The organism is Dactylosporangium sp. CA-152071, assembly GCF_050936335.1.
Lineage (GTDB): Bacteria > Actinomycetota > Actinomycetes > Mycobacteriales > Micromonosporaceae > Dactylosporangium > Dactylosporangium maewongense.
Genome location: NZ_JBNJMZ010000001.1, coordinates 7,266,866 through 7,288,443 on the forward strand (window position 1 = coordinate 7,266,866; position 21,578 = coordinate 7,288,443).

The following is a 21,578-nucleotide window of genomic DNA, read 5'->3' on the forward strand; positions in this document are numbered from 1 at the left end:
CCTTCGTCAGTGCCAGGGGAAGCGCCCAACATGGGGCGCATACCCCACTAACGAAGGAAAGTTACCTAAGACACGATGTGTCCGATATGGCCGTCCTCGGGGGCGTTGACCATGAAGTGCGCGGCGCGCTCCAGGTACTCCCACAGCACGGCCTCGGCCTCAGGCTCCAGGGCGATCGCGTCGACCGCCCGGCGCATCTGCCGCAGCCACGCGTCGCGCTCGGCCGGGCCGATCACGAACGGCGCGTGCCGCATCCGCAGCCGGGGATGGCCGCGGGCCTCCGAATAGGTGCTGGGGCCGCCCCAGTACTGGATCAGGAAGAGGCGGAACCGTTCGTTCGCCGGCCCCAGGTCCTCTTCCGGATACAGCGGCCGCAGGATCGGGTCGTCGGCCACGCCGGCATAGAACTCGTCGACCAGCTTGCGGAACGTCGGCTCGCCGCCGACGAGCTCGTAGAAGTTCGGGGAGGACGTCACCCGTCAACTATGCCGCGACCGTGGCTCAACGAGCGCGGCGGGAGCGCACCGAGGTCCGTCGTGCGCTCGCTGAGGTCGACCGTGCGCTCCTCCGGGTCGGAGACCGGCATCCGGCGCTGCGCCGGGCCGCGCTCAGCGGCGTCGGGGTCGGCGCTGGATTCGGCGCTGGATTCGGCCCTGGATTCGGCACTGGGCGTCCGGCGCTGTGCCGGACCGGGCGACGGGCGCGAGCGGCGGGCCGCGAGGGGCGCGCGGCCGAGGTCGATGGTGACCTCGCCGAAGTCCTCGTCGGCGCCGGGGCTGGCGGCGTGCGCGTCGGCCGCGACCTGGACCTTGTTGGCGGCGATGGCGTCGGCGATCGTGGCGTGGGCCGGCCAGGTGGCGACGATGACCGCCATCACGACCACGCCCGCGATCGCGAAGTAGCCGACCACCTGCGGCAGCGGGTTGTGGGTGGCGAGCCAGCCCGTGAAGAGGATCGAGCCGCCCTGGATGAGGTGCACGCCACTCTGCATCACGCCGAACGCGCGCGCCCGGTACGCCGGCGGCAACACCTGCACGAACAGCCCGTTGGTGGCCGGCAGGGTCCCCGACAGGGCGGCGCCGGAGATCAGGGTCATCGCGAGGACCCCGTAGATGTTGAGGTCGAACAGCGCCGGCACCAGCGCCAGGGGCGTGAGCAGGGAGAACGGCCGGATGAAGGCGTTGCGGCGCTGCGGCTTGACCAGCCAGGTCATCACGATGCTGCCGGCGACGAAGCCGACCGCCGCGGCGACCATGATCGTGCCGAGGTAGACGGCGTTGGGGCCGCCGGCGAGGTCGGCCGACCAGGCCGCGGCGAGACCCTCGGGCACGACGCCGAAGCAGACCCCGCAGAAGACGATGAGCGCGATCGAGCGCATCACCGGCGAGCGGAACACGACCGTGTAGCCCTCGGCGCTCTCCCGCAGCAGGTTGGTGCGCTTGTCGGCGGTGAGGCTCGGCGTGCGCTCCTGCACCCGGACCGCGACCAGGAGGGCGGAGAGGCCGAAGCTGGCGGCGTTGAGCAGCAGCGCGTACCGGGCGTCGACGGCGGTCAGCGCGGCGCCCACCGCATACCCGGCGATGAGCGCGAACTGGCCGGACGTGCGCTGCAGGGTCAGCGCGGTGACGTACCGCTCACCCTGCAGGATGCGCGGCAGCAGGGCGGAGCGGGCGCTGTCGAACGGGGGGCTCAGCAGCGCGCTGATGAACAGCAGGCCGATCAGGGCGCCGACCGGCAGGCCGCCGAAGACCGCGAGCGCGGTCATGATGCCCATCCGGATCAGGTCCGACAGGATCATGATCTTGCGGTACGAGTGCCGCTCGGTGATCGCCGACAGCACCGCGCCGATGCCGAGCCACGGCAGGTAGCTGATCGCGAACGCCGCCGCCGACGCGATCGGTGACTCCGTGCGCTGGTAGACCAGCGCGATGACGGCCGCCCGGGCGGCGCTGTCGCCGAACCAGGACAGTGCGCTGGCGGTGAACACCGCACGGTACTCGCGGTCGGCCAGCACCTCCCAGGCGCCGGCCGGGCGTTCGGCGGACTCGTCGGGATCAGACACCGGTGGAGCCCCCTTTCCATCGGTCACGACAGCGGCGTCGAGCGTTCGCGGGCGCGGCCGAGCCGGCCTTTGTCGGCGTCGAGAGGGGTCGAACGACGCCGGACCGGGACACTGTGCAGCGATGCACCTGAACGAACGGACGATAACCGACTAGCCACCCGATGCGCGACCCTACCCAGTGGGCTGGCCGCAAGTGACCGCAAGATCGGGCAAAACCATCGGTATGGTCAGAGTCAGGTCGGTCCGCCCGGGCCGCCGTCGGGGCCGCCGTCCGCGGGCGGGCGGATGAACATGCGCGAGGCGTTGATCTGCGCCGTGATCCCGGCCTTCTCCAGGGCCTCGGTGAGCCGTCGCCGCAGCTCCCGGCCGACGCGCCACTGCGCCTCGGTCGACGTCTTGACGGTCGTGCGCAGCACGGCGCCCTCGACCGTGAGCTGCTCGACCCCCAGCACGGTGGGCGGGTCGATGAAGTCGTCGACGAAGTCGGGGTCCTCCGCGACCGTCGTGGCGGCCTCGCGCAGCACCGCGGTGGCCTGGTCGACCGCGACGAACCCGACCGGCACGTCGATGTTCACCACGGCCCAGCCCTGGCTCTTGTTGCCGACCCGGACGATCTCGCCGTTGCGCACGTACCAGACGACGCCGCCCGCGTCCCGGATCGTGGTGATCCGCAGGCCGACCGCCTCGACGGTGCCCACGGTCTCGCCGATGTCGACCACGTCCCCGATGCCGTACTGGTCCTCCAGGAGCATGAACAGGCCGGCGATGAAGTCCTTCACCAGGTTCTGTGCGCCGAAGCCGATCGCCAGGCCGGCGATCCCGGCGCTGGCCAGCAGCGGCCCCAGGTTGAGGCCGATCTCACCGAGCACCAGCATGGCCGCGATGCTGAACACGACCGCCGAGGCGATGCTGCGCAGCACCGAGCCGAGCGCCCGGGCCCGCTGGTTGCGCCGCTCCCACGGCGCGGTCAGTGCGTTGGGCAGCCGCCGGCGCAGCGGGCGCAGCAGCGAGCCGCCGGTCTCGTTGTCCGAGACCGTGTGCCTGATGAGGCGGTCGATCGCCCGGTGGATCACCCAGCGGACCAGGAACGCGAGGACGATGATCAACGCGATGGTCAGCGGCTTGACCAGTACCCAGTAGCTGCTCTCGGCCAACCAGGTGATCTTCGTCTGCTCGTACACGAACTCGCAGAACCCGTTGTCGGAGCAGCTCGGAGTGGGATCGGGCGCGGGCGCCGGGGTTGGCGCGAGGGCGAGCACGCTGCTCAACAAGCACTCCTTGCAAACGGTGCGAACCGGGGGAAGTCCACACAAACACTCGGTGCGGTGGGCGAAGGTTCACTCGCCGGCCGCAAATAGTACGTGCAATCCGAGGATCTATCAGGGACGATTAGCGCACGGACCCCCACCTCGGTGGCCCGCCACACAGACCTTCTCCAGGGAGTTTCCTTCACGCACTAGGGGGACGGCGATGCCTGACATACGACCCGCACGAGTATCGGGTGCGCTGGTTCTGAATGCCACCTACGAGCCGCTGTGTGTCGTGTCTGTCAGACGTGCCACCATCCTGGTCCTCACTTCGAAGGCGGTCTGCGTCGCTGACGGTGAGGGCATCCTGCACAGTGCGATGAACGAGCTTCCCGTGCCTTCCGTGGTCAGGCTCACGCGCTACGTGCGGGTTCCGTACCGCACGCACATAGGCCTGTCGCGCCGGGGCATCTTCGCCCGCGACGGATGGCGGTGCGCCTACTGCCGGGGCCCGGCCGAGACCATCGACCACGTGATGCCACGCAGCCGTGGCGGGCGGCACGCCTGGGACAACGTGGTCGCCGCCTGCGCCCGCTGCAACCACACCAAAGGTGACAAAACGCCAGCCGAACTCGGCTGGCGTTTGCTTGCCAGCCCGCATGCGCCCAAGGGCGTCGCGTGGCGGGTCCTCGGTCACCGCACCCCCGACCCGCGCTGGGCCGACTGGCTCGACATGCCGATGGACAGCCAGCAGCTCGCCGCCTGACCGCATCACGTCACCCGGCCGGCGGCTGCTGCGAACTCACGGTAGGAGCCGCTGGTCAGGATGTCGCGCAGCCGCGCCATGCCCTCCCACACGTCCACGAAGCGGGTGTAGAGCGGCGCCAGCCCGATCCGTAGCCGCTCCGGGGTCCGGAAGTCGGGGACGACCCCGGCCGCCTTCAGCGCCTGGCAGATCTGCCACGCCTGCGGGTGGTGGAAGGTCACGTGCGAGCCCCTCCGTGCCGGATCCACGGGGGAGGCCAGCGTCAGCCCGTCGCTGAGTCGGATGGCGTACGAGGTGAGCTCGGCGCTCTTGTCGTACAGGCTCCGGATGCCGGCCTCGGCGGTGATCCTGGCGCCCTCCAGCGCGGCGTATCCACCGAGGATCGGCGGCGTGCCGACCTGGAAGCGCCCGATCGACTCGACCGGGTCGTAGCCGGCGCCCATGGCGAACTGGTCCCGCTGGCCGAACCAGCCCCAGATCGGCTGCCGCAGCCGCTGCTGCAGGTCGCGCCGCACGTACAGGAACGCCGGCGCGCCGGGCCCCGCGTTGAGGTACTTGTACGTGCACCCGACCGCCAGGTCCGCCCCCGACTCCCGCAGCGGCACCGGCACCGAACCGGCGGAGTGGCACAGATCCCACAGTGTGAGGGCCCCCACCCGGTGCGCGGCAGTGGTGATCGCCACCATGTCGGCGATCGCACCCGACCGGTACGCCACGTGCGACAGGCACACCAGCGCCACGTCGTCGTCCAGCGCCCGGGCGACCCGCGCCGGGTCGATGCCCTCGTCGATGTCGGTCGGCACGACCCGCAGCTCGAGGCCCCGCGCCGACGCCAGACCCTCCAGCACGTAACGGTCGGTGGGGAAGTTGTCGTCGTCGGTCACGATGACGCGTCTGCCGGGGTTCGCGTCCAGCGCCGCGGAGGCCAGCTTGTACAGGTTGACGCTGGACGAGTCGGACAGGACGACCTCGCCCTGGTCGACGCCCAGCACCCCCTCGGCGATCACGTCACCGGCCTGTCCGGCCAGGTCGATCCACCTGTCCCAGCCGCGGACGAGCTCGCCGCCCCACTCCCGGTCGACCGCGTCACGCAGCCGGTCACGCGTCGTGAGCGGAAGCCGGCCGAGCGAGTTGCCGTCGAAGTACACGAGCTGCTCGTCGGCGATGTGGAAACGCGCGCGGAAGTGACCGATCGGGTCCTGTGCGTCACGCGTTTCGGCATACTGGCGGCTGAGGTCCATGGCCCCGACGGTATCGTCTGCGAAGATCGGCAAGACCCCCGGCAACGCGCTGGTCATCGTGGACCGCTAACGTGAAGCCAGTCTTTTAGTCCCTTCGACGCCTGGGGGCGTTGAGCTTGTCCATCATCGAGACGACGCTGATCTTCGCCGGCATCCCGGCCGTGGTCATCGTGCTCATCGCGGGCGCCAACTACGCCGGCGGTGCCCGGCGCGCCCGGCGCTACCGGCCGGGCCGGCCGTTCGAGTTCACGCCGGTCTGGTTCCTGTCCGTGCCCGAGCAGGTGACGCAGGCGGCCAAGGCCCGCGAGCTCACCGGCGCGCGGCGGGCCGAGCTGACCGCGGGTGCGCCGGCCGTGACCGAGTGGTCCGGCGACCGGGCGCAGCCGCACGCCATGGGAGGCGCAAGTGACCGGTGGTAACGGAGCTGGCCTGAAGGGCCAGCCCGACGTCCTCAACGGGCCGTTCACCACGCGCCAGCTGCTGCGCCTCGACGAGGCGCTGCGCCTGGCCGACTCCTCGACCGGCCTCACCTTCAGCATCTACGTCGGCGACCTCGACGAGCCCGTCCGCGGCCACGCCGAGCAGCTGCACGGTCAGCTCGCCGACCCGCCGCACTCCGTGCTCATCGCGGTGTCGCCCAACCAGCGCATCCTTGAGATCATCACCGGCGGCGAGGCGCGCCGCCGCCTCCCGGACCGCGCGGCCAAGCTGGCCGCCCTGTCCATGGCGGCCGCCTTCGGCGGCGGCGACCTCGCCGGCGGCCTGGTCGCCGGCCTGTCCCAGCTCGCCGACCACGCCGGCCGCCACTGACCGCTGCTTACACACGCGCGGCGGACCCTCTTTCAGAGGATCCGCCGCGCGTTCGGCGTTTTCCGTCCCTCCACGCTTCTGTCAGCCCGACCCAAACTCTTCCGGATCACGGGCAATAAGCCCCGAGGCCGCCGCTGCCAATGATCCGGAAGACTTTGTGCTGTCAGGGCGACACAAAGTCTTCCGGATCACGGGGGGAGCGGGTCAGTCGGCGGCGGCGTCCTTGGCGCGGGCCTTCAGGGCGCGGACGATGCCGTCGCGGCCCTCGCCGACCAGGCGGCGCAGCGGCGCGGGCCGGCCGGGCTCGGCGAGCCACGCCTCCGTGCGGGCGACCGTGTCCTCGCTGACCTGGAACGACGGGTAGCCGAGCTCGACGAACTCGGCGGCCGGCTCCGAGTCGCGGTTCTCCCAGACGGTCGTCAGGGCGTCGAAGAACGCGGGCAGGAACGGTGCGGTGAGGGACACCTGCGCCGAGTGCTGGAAGCCCTGCAGCAGCGACCGCTGCAGCCAGTTCGGCAGGTGGTGGTCCTCGACCAGGCGGCGCCAGGTCTCGGCCTTCGCCTCGGCGGTCGGGACGAGGGCGCGGGCGAGAGCGGCCTGGCGTTCGCCGCTGGCGGTGCGGTCGCGGTCGAGCTCGGTCTCGATCTGGGCCGGGTCGGCCGCGCCGTTGGCGATGAGGGCGTGCAGGATGCCCCAGCGCAGGTCCGCCTGGATGGTGAGACCGGAGGGGACGTCGACGCCGTCCAGCCAGCCCGTCAGCACCGCGAGGTCTTCGGGGGTACGGGCGGCCGCGGCGAACGAGCGGGCCCAGGCGAGCTGGAAGCCGCTGCCGGGCTCGGCGTTGCGGAGGGCGACCCGGGCGGTGGCGGCGAGGACGCGCCAGCCCTCCGGGGCCCAGGCGGGGTCGGCGTAGAAGACGAGCGCCGACTGCGCCTGCCGGATGGTCGCGGTGACCAGGTTGATGTCGCGCTCGGCGGGCAGGCCCGACGCGACCAGCTTGATGTAGTCGCGCACGGCGAGCTCGGCGTCGCGGACCATGTCCCACGCCGCGGTCCAGACCAGCGCCCGGGCCAGGGAGTTGTCCATGCCGAGGATGTGGTCGGCGACGGTGTCCATCGAGCGCGGGTCCAGGCGCAGCTTCGCGTACGTGAGGTCGTCGTCGTTGAGCAGCAGGACGTCGGCGGCGGGGCGGCCGGCGAGGGTGGTGATCTCGGTGCGCTCGCCGTCGACGTCGGCCTCGACCAGCTCGCGGCGGATCAGGCCGGCGTCGGTCACGTCGTACAGGCCGATGCCGATGCGGTGGGTGCGCAGCGTCGGGTAGGCGGCGGGCGCCTCCTGCACGACGACGACCTGCTCATACGTGCCGTCGGCGGCGATGGTCAGCTCGGGGCGCAGGGTGTTGACCTGCGCGGTCTCCAGCCACTGCGCGGCGAACTTGCGCAGCTCCTTGCCGGAGGCGGTCTCCAGGGCCGACAGCAGGTCGTCGAACGTGGCGTTGCCCCACTGGTGCTGCTGGAAGTACGCGCGGAGGCCGGTCGTGAAGGCCTCGATCCCCACGTACGCGACGAGCTGCTTGACGACGCTCGCGCCCTTGGCGTAGGTGATGCCGTCGAAGTTGACCTCGACCGCCTCGACGTCGGGCATCTCGCAGTAGACGGGGTGGGTGGAGGACAGCTGGTCCTGCCGGTAGCCCCAGTTCTTGCGGATGGACAGGAACGTCGTCCATGCGTCGGTGAAGCGGGTCGCGCGGGTGTTGCACCAGTGGCTGGCCCACTCCGCGAACGACTCGTTGAGCCACAGGTCGTCCCACCAGCGCATGGTGACGAGGTCGCCGAACCACATGTGGGCGAGCTCGTGCAGGATCGTGTTGGCGCGCTGCTCGTACTCGAAGTCGGTGACGGGGGAGCGGAAGATGTAGTGCTGCTCGGCGTGCACGACGCAGCCGAAGTTCTCCATCGCGCCCGCGTTGAACTCCGGCGAGTACACCTGGTCGTATTTCGGCAGCGGATACCGGATGCCGAACTCCTGGTGGAAGAAGTCGAAGCCCTGCTTGGTGATCAGCAGGATGTCGTCGGCGTCCAGGTACTGCTTCATCGACTGGCGGCAGAACACGCCCAGGTCGATCCCGTCGTGGCTGTCGCGGACCTCGTGGTAGGGACCGGCGCAGATCGCCGTCACGTAGGTGCTCATCCGCGGCGTGGGCGGGAAGTGCACGGTGAGGCCGTCGCGCCGCTCCGGCGCCATGTTGGAGATGACCCGCCAGTGCGCCGGCGCCGTCACGTGGAACGTGAAGCTGGCCTTCAGGTCGGGCTGGTCGAAGCAGGCGTAGACCCGCTGCGCGTCGGTCGTCTCGAACTGGCTGTACAGGTACACCTCCTTGTCGACCGGGTCGACGCTGCGGTGCAGCCCCTGGCCGGTCGTCGAGTAGGTGCCCATCGCCTCGACGATGAGGATGTTCGTGGCGGCGAGGCCGGGCAGGCGCAGCCCGGTCTGCGGGGACCACGCGGACGTGTCCACGACGGCGCCGTTGAGCGTCGCGCTGAGCACCTCCGTGACGGCCAGCTCGATGAAGGTCTCCGCACCCGGCTCGGTGCACGAGAAGCGCACCTCGGTGGTCGTGCGGAACGTGCCCTCACCTGGGTAGCCGGCGCCGTCCGTCAGGTCGAGACTGATGTCGTACGCCGCAACGTCGAGCAGGCGGGCCCGGTCGACCGCCTCAACCTGGCGTAGGTTGCGTACACCGGCCACGTGTCGTCTCCTGTCGTTCGCTGTGGCCGTCCCCGTCGACGGCGCCATCTCAGAGTCTTCCACGTCCATGGCGGACACCGGAGGAGTGGCTCAGGTCACCCCAAGCTCGCCTGGCACCCGAGACCCACAGGACGTAAGGATCGAATCGGATTCCCGACTCTTTCAGTAGCGTTGCTGTAGGGCCTTTTCGAGTGAGGTGTCGCCGCCAATGGCAGAAGAGCGCATCATCGCAGACATGTGGTTCGACCCGCGGTGCCCGTGGGCCTGGATCACCTCCCGCTGGCTGCTCCACGTGGAGCAGGTTCGCCCAGTTGACGTGCGGTTTCATGTCATGAGTCTGTCGATCCTCAACGAGGGTCGCGACGATCTGCCGGACCGATACAAAGAGGGTCTGGCCAAGGGTTGGGGGCCGGTCCGGTTGGCGATCGCCGCCGAGCAGAAGTTCGGCAACGACGTGCTCCGCCCGCTGTACACGGCGCTCGGCACCCGGATCCACCACGAGAAGCAGGAGCTCGGCCCGGAGCTGTACGAGGCCGCGCTCGTCGAGGCCGGCCTGCCGGCGCAGCTCGCCGGGTACGCGGACTCCACCGAGTTCGACGAGCAGCTGCGGGAGAGCCACTTCGCCGGCATGAACCCGGTCGGCATGGACGTCGGCACGCCCGTCATCCACGTGCCGGGCGAGGACGGCAAGCCGATCGCGTTCTTCGGCCCGGTCGTCACGCCGGCGCCGAAGGGTGAGGCCGCCGGCCGGCTGTGGGACGGCACGCTCCTGGTCGCCGGCACGCCCGGCTTCTACGAGATCAAGCGGACCCGCGACGTGGGGCCGGTCTTCGACTGATGCGGAAGCGGTAGGCTGCCTACCTGTGCGGCGGTTCCTGACTCCTCGGTGGGTGCTCTGGCACGTCCTGGCGCTCGCCGGGGTGGCCGTGTGCCTGGTCGCCGGTCGCTGGCAGTATCAGCGGGCGGCCGCCGGCAACATGCTGAGCTGGGCTTACACCGTACAGTGGCCGCTGTTTGCGCTTTTTGTGGTGTTTCTGTGGGTGCGGGCCGTCCGGGACGTCCTCGGGCCGAGGCCCGTGAAGACCCAGGAGCCGCTGCGCCCCAGGGCCGCACGGCCCGCGCCCCGGCCCGCCACCGCCGACGATGATCCAGAGCTCGCCGAGTACAACCGCATGCTGGCCTGGCTCGCCGCCAATCCCGACCGCCGCCCCGGCGACTTCCCAGGATGAGGTTCCCGTGCCCTTGAACAACGCGCTCGTGCGCTTCCGGATCATCGCCTGGATCGTCGGCGTGCTGCTGGTCGTGCTCACCGTCGGCACCGTACTGAAGTACGCCGCCGACGAGGAGACGATCGTGGCGCTCGTCGGCCCCGCGCACGGCTTCCTCTACATGGCCTACCTGGTGCTCGCCGCCGATCTGGCCCGCCGCGCGAAGTTCAAGCTCGGCTTCACCCTGCTGGTGCTGCTGGCCGGCACGGTGCCGTTCCTGTCGTTCGTGGCCGAGCGGGTCGTGACCCGCCGGGTCCAGTCAGCCCGACCCCTTGTAGGAAGCGCCGTGTGAGTCGGCGCAGTGCTCGGTGTCGAGCGTGTGGTCGACCTGCAGCGTCGTGTGCTCGATCGCGTACCGCTCCCGGAGCCGCTCCTCGATCGCCTCGCGCACCGCGTGGCAGTCGCCCGACGGCGCCACCAGCACGTGCGCGGACAGCGCCGGATAGCCGGAGGTGACCTGCCAGACGTGCAGGTCGTGCAGCTCGACCACGCCCGGCACGCCGACCAGCTCGCGGCCGAGCGCGGCCGGGTCCAGCCCGGCCGGCGCCGCCTCCAGGAAGATCCGGCCCGACTCGCGGACCAGCCCGAGCCCTGAGCGCACCATCAGCGCCGCCACCACCAGCGAGGCGATCGCGTCGGCCCGGTGGAAGCCGGTGAGCAGCACGACCAGGCCGGCCACGGCCGCCGCGACGAAGGCGAACAGGTCCGTCAGTACGTGCTGGAACGCGCCCTCGACGTTGAGGCTGGAGCGGTCGGCCCGGCGGAGGATCCACACCACCAGCAGGTTGACGGCGGCGCCCGCCAGGGCGGTGACCAGGACCGCGCCGCCGCCCACCGACGGCGGGTGTGCCAGCCGGACCACCGACTCGTAGCCGATCCAGACGGCCAGCAGGAGCAGGGTCAGCCCGTTCGCCTGCGCGGAGAGGATCTCGGCGCGCTTCAGCCCGAACGTGAACCCGCCCGAGGGCGGCCGCGCCGCCAGCCGGGTCGCGAACAGGGCGAGGGCGATCGCCGCGGCGTCCGACAGCATGTGCGCCGCGTCGGACAGCAGCACCAGCGAGTCGACCATGACGCCGACGGTCACCTCGACCGCCATGAAGCCGGTGATCAGCGCCAGCGCGACACTCAGCAGCCGCCGGTCGGCGTCGGCCGACGGGGCGTGGTGGTGGTCGTGATCGTGGTCGTGCCCCATGCCAGCCATCTTATGCGTGCTTCGCTATATGACGGCAGCGGTTGCGGCGCCCGTTTCTGTCGCCGCGAGCCGGGGCATCTAATCAGTACGACGTTGCAGTGCGATGAAGGAGGGCTGGTCCGTGGGCATGGAAATCCAGCTGACACTCTCTTTGCCACGCGATCGGTCCACCGTCCCGCTGACCCGCCGCGTCCTCGACGCCGCGCTGGGCGTGTTCTCCGTCACCCGGGACTGCCGCGACGACATCGGACTCGCCGTCGGGGAGGCCTGTGCCAACGCTGTACAGCACGCCGGCGCCGACTACCAGGTCACCGTCACGATCCACGAGGACCGCTGCGTCATCGACGTCGTCGACGAGGGGATCGGGATGTCCGACGTCGCCGCCGCCTCCCCGGAGTCCGAGCCGTCCGCGGATCCCGACATCGCGGAGAACGGCCGCGGGCTGCGGATCATCCACGCCCTCGCGGACATGGTCGAGCTGCGCCGCCACCAGCCGCACGGGGTGGCGCTGCGGATCGTGAAGATGCTGACGAGGGTGACCCCGGCGACCGTCTGACCTCACCCTTTGATCGTTCCTGCCCACCCTGGTGATTTTCTGGACGGAACCATGCCGTCGATCGGCGAGCGGGTCTGCAATGGAGCCGCACAGCCGGTGCGACTCCGGCGCATCTGGGCACCGTTGCGCAGTGTGCAACGTCACCCAACGAAGCCGGAGGGCTCAACATCATGACCACGCCGACCATCCCCGTCGAGACCCGCTGGACGGTGCAGGAACGCGCCTGGAAGCAGGAGCTGCCCGACCTGCCCGACGACGTCATCGCGCTGCTGGCTCCACCGGTCGTGGTCAGCGCGTCCACCATCGCGGGACGCACCGTCCCCCGCACCTCCCCGCGGGATGTCTGAGCTATACCGTTTCGTTCATGACGGTTGCGTACCCGATCGCCCACGCCTGGCTGTCCGCCGGAGGCACCGGCGCGCAGAATTACGACGAGTTCGCCGACGACGCGGAGATCACCGCGATCATCGCGGCCAACCCGTCCAGCGCGCTCGCCATCGAGATGCCCCACCGGGCGCCGGACAATGTCGGCCGCTCCTTCACCGACAGTCTTCCCGACGCCGTGAGCCGCCTCCAGGCGGCCAAGGACGCCGGGCACTACACCGCAGCCGACGATGTGGTCGTGCTGTACCGGATCACGTCGCCCGACGGCGCCCGGGCCTACGGCCTGTGGTGCATGGTCGCCACCGACCAGATCTCCACCAGCGCCGACGAGCCCGGCGCCGTGATCCGCAACGAGGACGTCTTCATCGAGAAGGTCCGCGAGCGGGTCGCCCTCGCCGAGGCCACCCAGCACCTGCTGTCGCCGGTGCTCCTGCTGCAGACCGCGCACGGCGAGGCGCTGCACGCGGCCATCGCCCAGGCCGTCACCCACGCCGGCAGCCCCGCGGTCGCCGACATCGACCCCGCCGGCCGCAGCCACGAGATCTGGGCCGTCGGCGCCGGCACGACCCGCGACCGGCTCCTGGCGCTGGCCGGCGGCGGTGAGCTCGTCGTCGCCGACGGCAACCACCGCAGCCTCGCCGCGCAGACCGCGGGCTACCCGCGCTTCCTCGCCGTGGTCACCACGCCCGAGTCGGTGGCGATCCAGCCCTACAACCGCCTGGTCTCCGAGCTCCCCGGCGGCGTGTCGTTCGGCGGTACCGCGCTGGACGCCGCCGAGGTGCCGGCCTCCGGTGGGCGCGTCCACCTGTACACGCGGGACGGCGCCTGGTCCGTCGAGCTTCCCCGCGACGCGGACGGCGGCGTCATCGACAACCTCGACCACGCCCTCGTCGAGCGCCGGCTCTTCGCCGAGACCCTCGGCCTCGACCCGGGCGACAAGCGCATCACGTACGTCGGCGGCGACTACCCCGCGTCGTGGCTGCGTGACGAGGTGGACGCGGGCCGCGCCGAGCTGGCCGTGCTCATCGCCCCCGTCACCGTCGACGACTTCGTCGCGGTCAACCTCGCCCGGCAGAAGATGCCCCGCAAGAGCACCTGGTTCACCCCGAAAGCACGCGCCGGGCTGGTCGTCGCCCAACTGTCGTAGCTTCACCCGATCGTGGTAGACACTAGGCCGCTTCGTCTACGGCCTGGGGTGTGCACATGCAGATCTTCATCGCGGCGATGGTCGCCGCCTTCGGTATCGGCGCCTTTGCCGCCGCCGCCCTCGTCTGGGACCGGCGGCGGCACTGGGGCCTCACCGGTGGCGCCACCGCCGGATGGGTGTCCGGGCTGCTCTTCGTCGGTTTCGCCCTGGTGGTGGGTTCCTGCCTGGGCCTGATCCAGTTCTGACAGACTTCCCGGTATGCGCGTCTATCTTGGTTCGGACCATGCCGGCTATGAGCTGAAAGTGCACCTGGTCGGCGCCCTGCAGCTGCAGGGTTACGAGGTCGTCGACGTCGGCCCGGCGAAGTTCGACCCCGACGACGACTACCCGGCCTTCTGCTTCCACACCGGCGCCCGCGTCGTCGCCGACCCCGGCAGCCTCGGCGTCGTCATCGGCGGCTCGGGCAACGGGGAGCAGATCGCGGCCAACAAGGTCCTCGGGGTCAGGGCCGCCCTGGCCTGGAACCTGGACACCGCCCGCCTCGGCCGCGAGCACAACGACGCCAACATCGTGGCCGTCGGCGCCCGCCAGCACACGCTCGACGAGGCAACCGCCCTCGTGACGGCGTTCCTGTCCACGTCCTTCTCCGGCAACGAGCGGCACGCCCGCCGGATCGCGCAGGTCCTGGACTACGACACCACCCGCGTCCTGCCACCCCTGCCCGAGTCCTGACAGCCGCTCTGCCCTGCGCTGCTCTGCTCTTGTACAGACGTTGGTCAATGCCCTGAAATGCCCCTTTTCCGAATCGACGCTGCGCGATCCACCCCCAATTCGATCTCTGAAACGGGGGTGGATCGCGCACTGTCTATGGGAAAAAAGCCGCAAACCTGCGCATTGACCAACGTCTGTGCTGCGCCCTGTCGGCGGGTGGGGTGGCCGTGCGTCGTCCATTGTGTGGAGGGCCGCAACCTGCGCATTGACCAACGTCTGTGTTGCGTGTCGTCGGGGCCGGCCGGCCGGTCAGGTGCGGGGGCGGTGGCCGGGGCGGGTCAGTTCTTCGCGGGGGACCCAGCCGCGGCGGATGATCTGCAGGTCGCGCTCGGCGGCGGCCAGGTCGTCGTCGGTGGGGCGGGCGGCGTCGCGGGCGCGCATGGCGGCGGAGACGCTCACCTGGGACGCGCCGCCGCCGACGAGGCCGCGTAGGCCGCGTTCGGAGACCACCTCGTCGTGGTGGTGGTGATGGTGGTGGGTGTCGTGGTGGTGGTCGTGGTCGCGGTCCTGGTCGTCCCTGGGGCTGCCGGGGTGCCGGTCGGCGTGGTGGTGGGGGTCGGTGTCCGCGGTTTCGGGGTCGTGGACGTTCGCGGTCATGGCGAACGCGCCCGACAGCTCCGCGAGCTGGGCCGGGCTCGGCGGGGCCGGGCTGGTCGGGGCGACGCTCGGCACAGGCGTGCCTTCGGGCCCTTGTGAAGGCGTGGCGCTCGGCGCGGGCGCTGGTCCTGCTCCTTGCGGTGAAGCGGCGCTCGGTCCCGCTCCCTGCGGAGGCATGACGCTCGGCGAGGGTGCCGCGCCCGCCCCTTGCGGAGGCGTGGCGCTCGGTCCCGCCCCACGTGAAGGGCTGCCGGGCAGCGGAGGAGCGCCGAGCGGTAGCGGGGGTGAGGGGGCGTCCTGGCCGCTGCCGGAGGGGCGGCCGGCCGATGCGAGATCTGCCGGGGAGACGGCGGACAGAGCGGCGGCGGCCGGCGGGCCGGAGGTCGGCTGGGTGCTGACCGGGGGGTGGATCGGCGGCCGGGGCACGGGCGCGTGGGGCTTGGCCGCCGTCGCCGCTTCCGCCGTCGTCGGCTCAGCCGTCGCCGCTTCCGTCACCGCCGCTTCCGTCGTCGTCGGCTCCGCCGCAGGCATGTCCGCCGGCGGGGCGTCGGAGGGGGTGGCGGCAGCTGGTCGTACATCGGCCGCAGACGCATCGGGAGCGGTGTCGGCGGCGGGGTCCAGGTCGTCCATGGCGGGTGGCTGGGCGTCGGTGGTCACCGGTTGGTGATGCCGCATGCGGCGCCGCCGGCGCTGGATCCCACCCACAGCACAGACCCTACCCGTTCCGGGGCCCGGAGCAGAGGGATCAGAAGATCTCGATCGATACGGGGGCGACGTGCCAGCCGAAGGCGGTGCTCGCCGCGGCGACCGCGCCGGGGCGGTGCTCCTGGACGCGGCCGGTGGCGGCGAGCGTGCCGAGGGTCGTGCCGCCGAGATATGCGGCGCCGAGCTCGAGGATGTCGCAGGTGAGGTCGGCGGGGGCGTCGGTGGGGGAGCAGTTGACCAGGGCGCCTCCGGCGCCGGCGCGCAGGCGCCAGCGGCCCGCGTTCGCCGGCAGGAGGGCGTCGGTGACCTCGATGACGACATCTACGGGGGCGGCGTACTTGCGGGAGGTCAGCGCCCGGGGCAGGTCCACGATCCGCAGCCACAGGCCGTCGCCGACCTTGCCGGCCAGGCGGCGGGGCTCGTCGACCATGTGGAAGATCGGCTCGTCGACGCTGGAGAGGCCCATGACGACGGTGCGGGTGAGGTCGACGCCGAGCAGGAAGCGCCACAGCGCGGCGTAGGCGTGGGGCGTCGCGGCGACCAGCTCCACGACGTTGACCTCGCCCTTCGGGCCGTTGTCGTCCCATTGGCTGCGGATGCGGTAGCGGGTGTACCCGTCGACGACCCCGTCCGCGTTCTCGAACAGCACGGCACGCGTCGCCGTGTGCCCGTCGCGCTCGGACTCCAGGTCGGTGGTGAGGAACGTCCACCAGGCGTCGCTGCGGGACGACAGGCCGGGCCGGCCGGCGAGCGACCGGGCGTACACCTCGGACAGCTCCTTGAGCACCTCGGTGGGCGCCGCGCCGCGCAGGTGCCCCGCGCCGGTGCCGATGGTTCCGCGGATCGCGACCTCACGGCGGTCGGCGCGGATGGTGACGTTCTGCGACGCGAGGCCGTAGCCGAACCGCTGGTAGATGCGCCCCTCCGACGCCCACAGGACCGCGACCGCCTCCGGCACGGTGGTGAGCTGCTCGGTCATCATGCGGCGCAGCAGGCCCTGGCGGGTGTGCACGGGGGAGACGGTCACCGCGGTCACGTGGGCGGCGGGGATCACGGCACCCGGCACGGCGAGGTCGCGGGTGAGCGCGCCGGCGGTGCCGACGATCCGCCCGTCCGACTCCGTCAGCAGGTACCGCGCCAGGTCGAGCACCAGGTGGAGCTTGCTGCCCGGGTCGGGGGCGCCGAGCCCGTTGAAGTTGGACCGGATCACCTCGCGCATGGCGGGAAGGTCGGCGGGTGTCGCGGCGCGCAGCGTGTATCCGGTCACGCAGTCGTGTCTACCTCGTGACCTCCACTGAGCGCGACCGATTTCGTGGCGTGGTTACTCTCGGAAGTGACCGACGGCAAGTATCCGGGGGCGGAAGTCTGTCTGGGGGGAGTCGCACGATGACGCAGGGTGCGTTGCTGGACCTGGTATGTGGTCCGGCGAGCCCTTTGCCCGAGACGTTCCAGCGCTATCGGCTCGTCGCCCATCTGGGCTCGGGCGGTCAGGCGGACGTCTATCGCGCGGTGCGCATCTGCGGCGGGGTGACGTCGGCGCCGATGACCGTGAAGGTCTTCCGGATCGACCCGCAGCGGCCGATCGCCGACGAGCTGCGCTCGTGGGACAAGGGCGACGCCGCCCTCATGGACCTCAACAACCGGGGTGTCGGCGGCATCTGCCGGCGCGCCGACGGCTTCTACGGGCCGCCACCGCACCGTCCGGGGGAGCGGCCGGCGCCGGGTGACGCCGTGCCGTACCAGGTCTACGACTACCTGCACGGGGTCAACCTGCGCGAGTACATCGCGCAGCGGGCCGGTATGGCGCCCGGTGGCCGCCGGCTCAACGCCGTCGGCGCGCTCAAGACGCTCGGGTCGGTGCTGCAGGCGCTGCACTACCCGCAGCAGTCCGGCGCGACGGCCGTCCTGCACATGGACGTCAAGCCGTCCAACCTCATGGTCCTCGCGACCGGCGAGGTGCGCCTGATCGACTTCACCGGCGCCCGGTACTTCCGCGAGGAGGAGATCACCCAGATCGCCTACACCCCGGAGTCCGGCGGCCCGGAGGCGTTCGGCGGCGTGAAGTACGTCGGTCCCGCGTACGACGTGCACGGCTACGGCGCGGTCGCCTACTTCATGGTCACCGGTGCGTATCCGCGGGTCGACGGCCGCACCGACCAGCGCAACCCGCAGGAGGCCTCGCCGCCGCAGTGGAACGTGCTGCGGCGCCACCCGCTGCTGGAGCGCATCCCGGCCCTGCGGGACCACCTGCACGCGCCGCTCGCCGACCGCCCGGCGGAGCGCCCCGACACCCGCGAGCTGCCGTCGTGGCTGGCCCACCTGGCGGAGCTGGTGCGCCGGTCCGGGCTGCCCGACGTCGGCTGCGACTGGGTCGAGCCGGAGGCGTCGGAGACGTCGCGGGCCGTCGGCCGGGCCAGGCCGTCCGTCACGGGCACCGAGACCGACGCGTACCAGCGCATCGAACGCCTGGAGCGGGAGCTGGTCGCCCTTCGCGCCGGCTCCTCGGCCCCGACCGCGTTCTACACCGCGCCGCCCGTTTCCGCGCCGCCCGTTTCCGCGCCGCCTGTCTCCGCACCGCCTGTGTCCGGTGTACCGGTGTCGCCCGGCGCGACCGGCGTCGCCGTCTCCGATGCCGGCGTGCCGCAGATGCGCGGCCGGGCCAAGGTCGTGCACCGGCCGGCGCCCGACCCGACCGGCATGATGCCCTCCGATCCCGAGATCGAGCGCCCCATGTACCGGCCGGAGCCCGGCGAACGCGCCCGCACCCTCAAGATCGGCTGGGAGCTGACCGGCACCGGCGCGTTCATCGCGTTCATCTGCTGGGGCCTCTGGGCGCTGGACAGCGACGGCAGCCTCAGCGGCCCGTTCATCGCGTTCCTGGTCGTCCTCGCCGTCGCCGCGGGTGTGTTCACCCTCACCCGGCTCGTCGGCCGGCTCGTCCTGGAGCAGCGCTTCGGCCGGATCCGCCGCAGCGCGAAGGGCGCCCACGCGCTCACCGGCCTCTTCCTGGCCGGGGCGGGCGTCGCCTACCTGCGCGAGGTCGGCTGGTTCATGCAGTTCTGGACCTGGCTGACCGGCCTGTCCGGGTGAGGCGCTGGCAGCCCGGCCGGGGGAGGCGCTGGCGCCGCCGCCGCACCACCCACACCCTGGAAGGCCTGATCAACTTCCGGGACCTCGGCGGCCTGCCCGCCGCCGGCGGCGCGGTCCGCCCCGGCCGCCTCTTCCGCAGCGACTCCCTCGCCTACGCCACCGGCGCCGACGCCACCCACCTCCTGAAGGACCTGCGCGTCGCCACCGTCATCGACCTGCGCGGCGAGTACGAGGTGGCCCACCTGGGCCGCGGGTTCGTCGAGACCGCCCCCGTCGACTACGTCTCCGCCCCGATCGCCGACGTCAGCGGCGCCGCCGACCTCGTGGGCCACTACGTCGCGATGCTCACCGAGAAGGGCGACGTCCTCGCCTCCACGGTCCGCCTCCTGTCCACCTCCTCGACCCTGCCGGCCGTCTTCCACTGCGAGGCCGGCTGCGACCGCACCGGCGTGCTGGCCGCGGTGGTCCTCGGCCTCCTGGGCGTCCCAGACGAGGTCATCGCCGCCGACTACGCCGCCACGGCCGCCGCGATGCCGCGCATCCACGAGCGCGTCTCGGTCGTCGTCGACCGCCTCGGCCTCCCGCCCCGCCCCGCCTCCGTCCTGGACTGGACCCCCGAGGCGACGATGATGCTGCGGACGCTGGAGCTGGTGAAGGACCGCTGGGGCTCGATCCAGGACTGGGCCCACACGTACGGGCTGAAGGACGACGACCTGTCCGCCCTGCGCGCCGCGCTGGTCGCCTGAACCGTCCCGGCCCGCTCAGTCGTAGGCGTCGCCCAGCCGCGGGAACGACGGGTCGTCCGGGAACTCCTCCCGAACGATTGCCGGGTTGGCCTTGACGACCTGGTCCGGAGGCAGGATCAGCGCGCCGTAGAACTCGTCGGCGAACACTTCCGCGCCGCCGCATGCGGCATAGAAGTCGATGACGTCCCGCGGTGCGGTGTGGTGCGGCTCGATCCGGATCGGGCCGGACGGTGGGAACACCCGGCATCCGGCCCGCGACCCGATCTCCCGCAGCAGTGTTGCGATGTCCACGAGCGGAGATCCTAGGCAGGCGAACAGATGTACTCCGCGAACACGCATCGGCGGGCGACACGAGCTTCAGGGCGCGCGGCCGATCTTCGACATGGACAGCTCCACGCCGATGGCCGGGCGGTCGGGGGTGCCGGCCGGGTCACTCGTCACGGCGATGCAGAGGTCCGTCGTGGCAGGCCGGCCGAGGCGGCGTACCGGGCGGCACGACTCGGACGAGGCCCCGCCCGGCATCGCCAAGGTGCCCCATCCCTTGGTCTCCTGCAGGTGCCGCCGGAGCCGCTCGGTGAGGGCGGCGGTGGAGTCACCCGCGGTGCCGGTGACGCGGTAGTACGTCCAGCAGGCGTGGCCGCCCTGGTCGCAGCCGTCGGTTCCGTTAGGCCCGGTGGCGCTGGTCGCGGTCAGCCCGGCGGGCAACGGGAACAGCTCGTCCGGCGACGGTTCGCCGACCTGGTTCCACGAGAGCACGCCGACGCCGCAGGCGAGCGCCAGCGCCCCGCAGGCGACCAGCGTGGGGACGGTCCGGAACGGCTGGGACCGCCGGGTCGCCGCCACCAGCAGCGCGACACCGCCGGGGACGAGGTACCAGATCAGGGTCGGCACGACGATCGCCATGCTCCGGTCGCCGGGCTGCCCGGGCAGCGTCCACCGGATCGTGGCGATCGCGGCGAGCAGGACCAGCGCGATCGGCAGCGCCGCCCGGACGCGGGGCGCGAACAGGCACCACGCGGCGAGGGGCAGCCATGCGCAGACGACGACGGGTGCGACGACGCCGTGCGCCAGCCGCCACCCCACCGCCATGGCGACCACCAGCCCCACCGCGGGGACACCGATCCGCCACCATAGATCCTTCGCCACGCCGATCATCAAACCAGCATCGATACGGCCGCGCCGTCCCGCCGGCGGGCCGGCCCCAGCTCGCAGGCTTCGCCGTCCATGCGGATGCCTCGCCGTAGGTCAAGCATCGCGGCGAGGCGATCGTCAGGTCGCGTCCTTCTTCACCGCTGCGTCGCGCTCGGCGACGCTGCCGAACTCGCGTCCGCACGCGGTGCAGATGTAGTCGCCGGTCTGGGCGCCGAGGTAGTACTCCTTGGCGAGGTCGGCGTGGGCGCACGGCGGGGATCCGGCCTCCCGGTGCCGCGCCCGGAGCTCGCTCGCACGGTCGGACTGCACTAGGCGGCGGCGGTGCCTTCCGCGCCGGGCTGCGGCGATCAGGTCGCCGCGCGCCAGCGGGCGCGGTCCTCGCCCGGCTTACGGGTGCAGCGCATCAGCGTTCCGGTCGACGTGTGTCCGATCGCACCTTCGGGCGAGCAGAAGGCGCCCGGGTGGACGTTGTTGTTGCCGCCGCCGGCCGGGGCGGTCGTCTTCGGAGGCGCCGGCTTCGTCGTGGTCGGCTTCGCGGCGCCGGTCGTCGTCTTCGGCGCGGGGACGCCGGTCGCCGGTACAGACGCGGCAACGGACGCAGATGGCGACGCGGACGGGGACGGAGACGGAGACGGGGAGTCGGACGCCGACGCGGACACCGACGGCGACGCGGAGCCGGCCGCGGCCACGGACTGGGTGCCCGGCTTCGCGGTGGAGCCGCAGCCGGCGAGGGCGAGCAGGACGATCACGGCGGCGGTGAGGCGGCGACGGCTCATGCGCTGATCTTCCGCCGCGGAGCGCCATCGTTGATCGGTCGCGCGGACGTCATCGGAATCACGTTCAGTCAAGGATCCAGTACGTTCGGACAGCGCCGGTCATTCCTGGGAGGTCCAGCGGACCGGGAAGACGCCGACGCGGGACTCGTGGACCGGGTCGCCGGCCGCGACGTGGTCGGGGTGTTTCGAGCAGCGGACAGGGACGTCGCCGGTGGCGGTCGGGGTGAGCTTCACGGCGGTGCAGGTGATCTCCATGAGTGGGGACAGTAGTCGAACAGGCGTTCGAAATCAGCCGGATCATGGAATTGACCAGGAGGAAC

26 protein-coding genes are annotated in these 21,578 nt (G+C 71.6%); 13 read left to right on the forward strand and 13 right to left on the reverse strand.

Annotation, left to right across the window (positions count from 1 at the left end):
- Window positions 1–65: 65 nt before the first annotated feature.
- From ACQEVZ_RS32715 to ACQEVZ_RS32725, 3 genes are all read right to left on the reverse strand, one after another.
- On the reverse strand, window positions 66–476 hold the full coding sequence (locus ACQEVZ_RS32715) for a globin (protein ID WP_344501502.1): 411 nt from the start codon (window positions 474–476) through the stop codon (window positions 66–68).
- On the reverse strand, window positions 473–2,062 hold the full coding sequence (locus ACQEVZ_RS32720) for an MFS transporter (RefSeq protein ID WP_433373614.1): 1,590 nt from the start codon (window positions 2,060–2,062) through the stop codon (window positions 473–475). The genes ACQEVZ_RS32715 and ACQEVZ_RS32720 overlap by 4 nt, the downstream gene beginning before the upstream one ends.
- A gap of 233 nt (window positions 2,063–2,295) precedes the next feature.
- On the reverse strand, window positions 2,296–3,333 hold the full coding sequence (locus ACQEVZ_RS32725; RefSeq protein ID WP_433373617.1) for a mechanosensitive ion channel family protein: 1,038 nt from the start codon (window positions 3,331–3,333) through the stop codon (window positions 2,296–2,298).
- A gap of 199 nt (window positions 3,334–3,532) precedes the next feature.
- Here ACQEVZ_RS32725 and ACQEVZ_RS32730 point away from each other — a divergent pair, with 199 nt between their 5' ends.
- Window positions 3,533–4,075 carry an HNH endonuclease gene (locus tag ACQEVZ_RS32730; protein ID WP_344501499.1) on the forward strand — a complete coding sequence of 181 codons (543 nt, stop codon included), beginning with the start codon at window positions 3,533–3,535 and terminating at the stop codon, window positions 4,073–4,075.
- Window positions 4,076–4,080: 5 nt separating this feature from the next.
- Here ACQEVZ_RS32730 and kynU read toward each other — a convergent pair whose 3' ends face one another.
- On the reverse strand, window positions 4,081–5,316 hold the full coding sequence (kynU, locus tag ACQEVZ_RS32735) for a kynureninase (RefSeq protein WP_344501498.1): 1,236 nt from the start codon (window positions 5,314–5,316) through the stop codon (window positions 4,081–4,083).
- Between the two features lie 116 nt (window positions 5,317–5,432).
- Here kynU and ctaJ point away from each other — a divergent pair, with 116 nt between their 5' ends.
- Together ctaJ and ACQEVZ_RS32745 are read left to right on the forward strand one after the other, a co-directional pair.
- Window positions 5,433–5,735 (forward strand): aa3-type cytochrome oxidase subunit CtaJ, encoded by a 303-nt coding sequence (ctaJ, locus tag ACQEVZ_RS32740; protein ID WP_344501497.1) that lies wholly within the window; start codon window positions 5,433–5,435, stop codon window positions 5,733–5,735.
- Entirely contained in the window at window positions 5,722–6,126 is a 405-nt protein-coding gene (locus tag ACQEVZ_RS32745; RefSeq protein ID WP_354900557.1) for a DUF5130 family protein, read from the forward strand. Before ctaJ ends, ACQEVZ_RS32745 begins: the two co-directional genes overlap by 14 nt.
- A gap of 204 nt (window positions 6,127–6,330) precedes the next feature.
- Here the strand turns inward: ACQEVZ_RS32745 and pepN are convergent, their stop codons facing one another.
- The gene (pepN, locus tag ACQEVZ_RS32750) at window positions 6,331–8,922 is read right to left on the reverse strand and encodes an aminopeptidase N (RefSeq protein ID WP_354900588.1); all 2,592 of its coding nucleotides are present in this window, start codon (window positions 8,920–8,922) and stop codon (window positions 6,331–6,333) included.
- A gap of 160 nt (window positions 8,923–9,082) precedes the next feature.
- Between pepN and ACQEVZ_RS32755 the strand changes: the two genes are divergently transcribed.
- Genes ACQEVZ_RS32755 through ACQEVZ_RS32765 form a run of 3 tightly spaced genes read left to right on the forward strand, consistent with a single transcriptional unit; the run spans window position 9,083 to window position 10,434 of the window.
- Window positions 9,083–9,712, forward strand: coding sequence for a mycothiol-dependent nitroreductase Rv2466c family protein (locus ACQEVZ_RS32755; RefSeq protein WP_433373622.1), 630 nt, complete (start codon window positions 9,083–9,085; stop codon window positions 9,710–9,712).
- A gap of 25 nt (window positions 9,713–9,737) precedes the next feature.
- Entirely contained in the window at window positions 9,738–10,103 is a 366-nt protein-coding gene (locus ACQEVZ_RS32760; protein ID WP_344501494.1) for a hypothetical protein, read from the forward strand.
- 13 nt (window positions 10,104–10,116) lie between these two features.
- On the forward strand, window positions 10,117–10,434 hold the full coding sequence (locus ACQEVZ_RS32765; RefSeq protein ID WP_344501899.1) for a DUF3817 domain-containing protein: 318 nt from the start codon (window positions 10,117–10,119) through the stop codon (window positions 10,432–10,434).
- On the opposite strand, the gene ACQEVZ_RS32770 is transcribed toward ACQEVZ_RS32765, so the two are convergent.
- Complete coding sequence (locus tag ACQEVZ_RS32770; protein WP_344501493.1) at window positions 10,402–11,334, reverse strand: cation diffusion facilitator family transporter; 933 nt, start codon at window positions 11,332–11,334, stop codon at window positions 10,402–10,404. The two genes, ACQEVZ_RS32765 and ACQEVZ_RS32770, sit on opposite strands and share 33 nt — an antisense overlap.
- Window positions 11,335–11,485: 151 nt before the next feature.
- On the opposite strand from ACQEVZ_RS32770, the gene ACQEVZ_RS32775 reads away from it, so the two are divergent.
- The 5 genes from ACQEVZ_RS32775 to ACQEVZ_RS32795 all read left to right on the forward strand — a co-directional run bounded on the left by ACQEVZ_RS32775 (window position 11,486) and on the right by ACQEVZ_RS32795 (window position 14,153).
- Entirely contained in the window at window positions 11,486–11,890 is a 405-nt protein-coding gene (locus ACQEVZ_RS32775) for an ATP-binding protein (protein WP_433373627.1), read from the forward strand.
- A 170-nt stretch (window positions 11,891–12,060) separates the two neighbouring features.
- Complete coding sequence (locus ACQEVZ_RS32780; RefSeq protein WP_344501491.1) at window positions 12,061–12,237, forward strand: hypothetical protein; 177 nt, start codon at window positions 12,061–12,063, stop codon at window positions 12,235–12,237.
- A 17-nt stretch (window positions 12,238–12,254) separates the two neighbouring features.
- Complete coding sequence (locus ACQEVZ_RS32785; protein ID WP_433373630.1) at window positions 12,255–13,421, forward strand: DUF1015 family protein; 1,167 nt, start codon at window positions 12,255–12,257, stop codon at window positions 13,419–13,421.
- Window positions 13,422–13,477: 56 nt separating this feature from the next.
- Entirely contained in the window at window positions 13,478–13,666 is a 189-nt protein-coding gene (locus ACQEVZ_RS32790; protein WP_344501489.1) for a hypothetical protein, read from the forward strand.
- Window positions 13,667–13,679: 13 nt separating this feature from the next.
- Window positions 13,680–14,153, forward strand: a complete 474-nt coding sequence (locus tag ACQEVZ_RS32795) for a ribose-5-phosphate isomerase (protein WP_344501488.1) — start codon at window positions 13,680–13,682, stop codon at window positions 14,151–14,153.
- 288 nt (window positions 14,154–14,441) lie between these two features.
- On the opposite strand, the gene ACQEVZ_RS32800 is transcribed toward ACQEVZ_RS32795, so the two are convergent.
- Together ACQEVZ_RS32800 and ACQEVZ_RS32805 are read right to left on the reverse strand one after the other, a co-directional pair.
- Window positions 14,442–14,864 (reverse strand): hypothetical protein, encoded by a 423-nt coding sequence (locus ACQEVZ_RS32800; protein WP_433373634.1) that lies wholly within the window; start codon window positions 14,862–14,864, stop codon window positions 14,442–14,444.
- Between the two features lie 670 nt (window positions 14,865–15,534).
- Window positions 15,535–16,761 (reverse strand): GNAT family N-acetyltransferase, encoded by a 1,227-nt coding sequence (locus ACQEVZ_RS32805; RefSeq protein WP_433373637.1) that lies wholly within the window; start codon window positions 16,759–16,761, stop codon window positions 15,535–15,537.
- Window positions 16,762–16,880: 119 nt separating this feature from the next.
- On the opposite strand from ACQEVZ_RS32805, the gene ACQEVZ_RS32810 reads away from it, so the two are divergent.
- Together ACQEVZ_RS32810 and ACQEVZ_RS32815 are read left to right on the forward strand one after the other, a co-directional pair.
- A complete protein-coding gene (locus ACQEVZ_RS32810; protein WP_354900567.1) occupies window positions 16,881–18,584 on the forward strand; it encodes a serine/threonine protein kinase in 1,704 nt (567 codons plus the stop codon).
- Window positions 18,581–19,330, forward strand: a complete 750-nt coding sequence (locus tag ACQEVZ_RS32815; protein ID WP_344501484.1) for a tyrosine-protein phosphatase — start codon at window positions 18,581–18,583, stop codon at window positions 19,328–19,330. Before ACQEVZ_RS32810 ends, ACQEVZ_RS32815 begins: the two co-directional genes overlap by 4 nt.
- A 15-nt stretch (window positions 19,331–19,345) precedes the next feature.
- Here ACQEVZ_RS32815 and ACQEVZ_RS32820 read toward each other — a convergent pair whose 3' ends face one another.
- The 5 genes from ACQEVZ_RS32820 to ACQEVZ_RS32840 all read right to left on the reverse strand — a co-directional run bounded on the left by ACQEVZ_RS32820 (window position 19,346) and on the right by ACQEVZ_RS32840 (window position 21,513).
- Complete coding sequence (locus tag ACQEVZ_RS32820; protein ID WP_433373642.1) at window positions 19,346–19,621, reverse strand: hypothetical protein; 276 nt, start codon at window positions 19,619–19,621, stop codon at window positions 19,346–19,348.
- 66 nt (window positions 19,622–19,687) lie between these two features.
- Entirely contained in the window at window positions 19,688–20,476 is a 789-nt protein-coding gene (locus ACQEVZ_RS32825) for a hypothetical protein (RefSeq protein ID WP_433373645.1), read from the reverse strand.
- Between the two features lie 123 nt (window positions 20,477–20,599).
- Window positions 20,600–20,791: a hypothetical protein gene (locus tag ACQEVZ_RS32830; RefSeq protein WP_433373648.1), complete on the reverse strand. Its 192-nt coding sequence runs from the start codon at window positions 20,789–20,791 to the stop codon at window positions 20,600–20,602.
- A gap of 38 nt (window positions 20,792–20,829) precedes the next feature.
- On the reverse strand, window positions 20,830–21,258 hold the full coding sequence (locus tag ACQEVZ_RS32835; RefSeq protein WP_433373651.1) for a hypothetical protein: 429 nt from the start codon (window positions 21,256–21,258) through the stop codon (window positions 20,830–20,832).
- A 99-nt stretch (window positions 21,259–21,357) separates the two neighbouring features.
- Window positions 21,358–21,513, reverse strand: coding sequence for a hypothetical protein (locus ACQEVZ_RS32840; RefSeq protein WP_344501479.1), 156 nt, complete (start codon window positions 21,511–21,513; stop codon window positions 21,358–21,360).
- Window positions 21,514–21,578 lie beyond the last annotated feature (65 nt).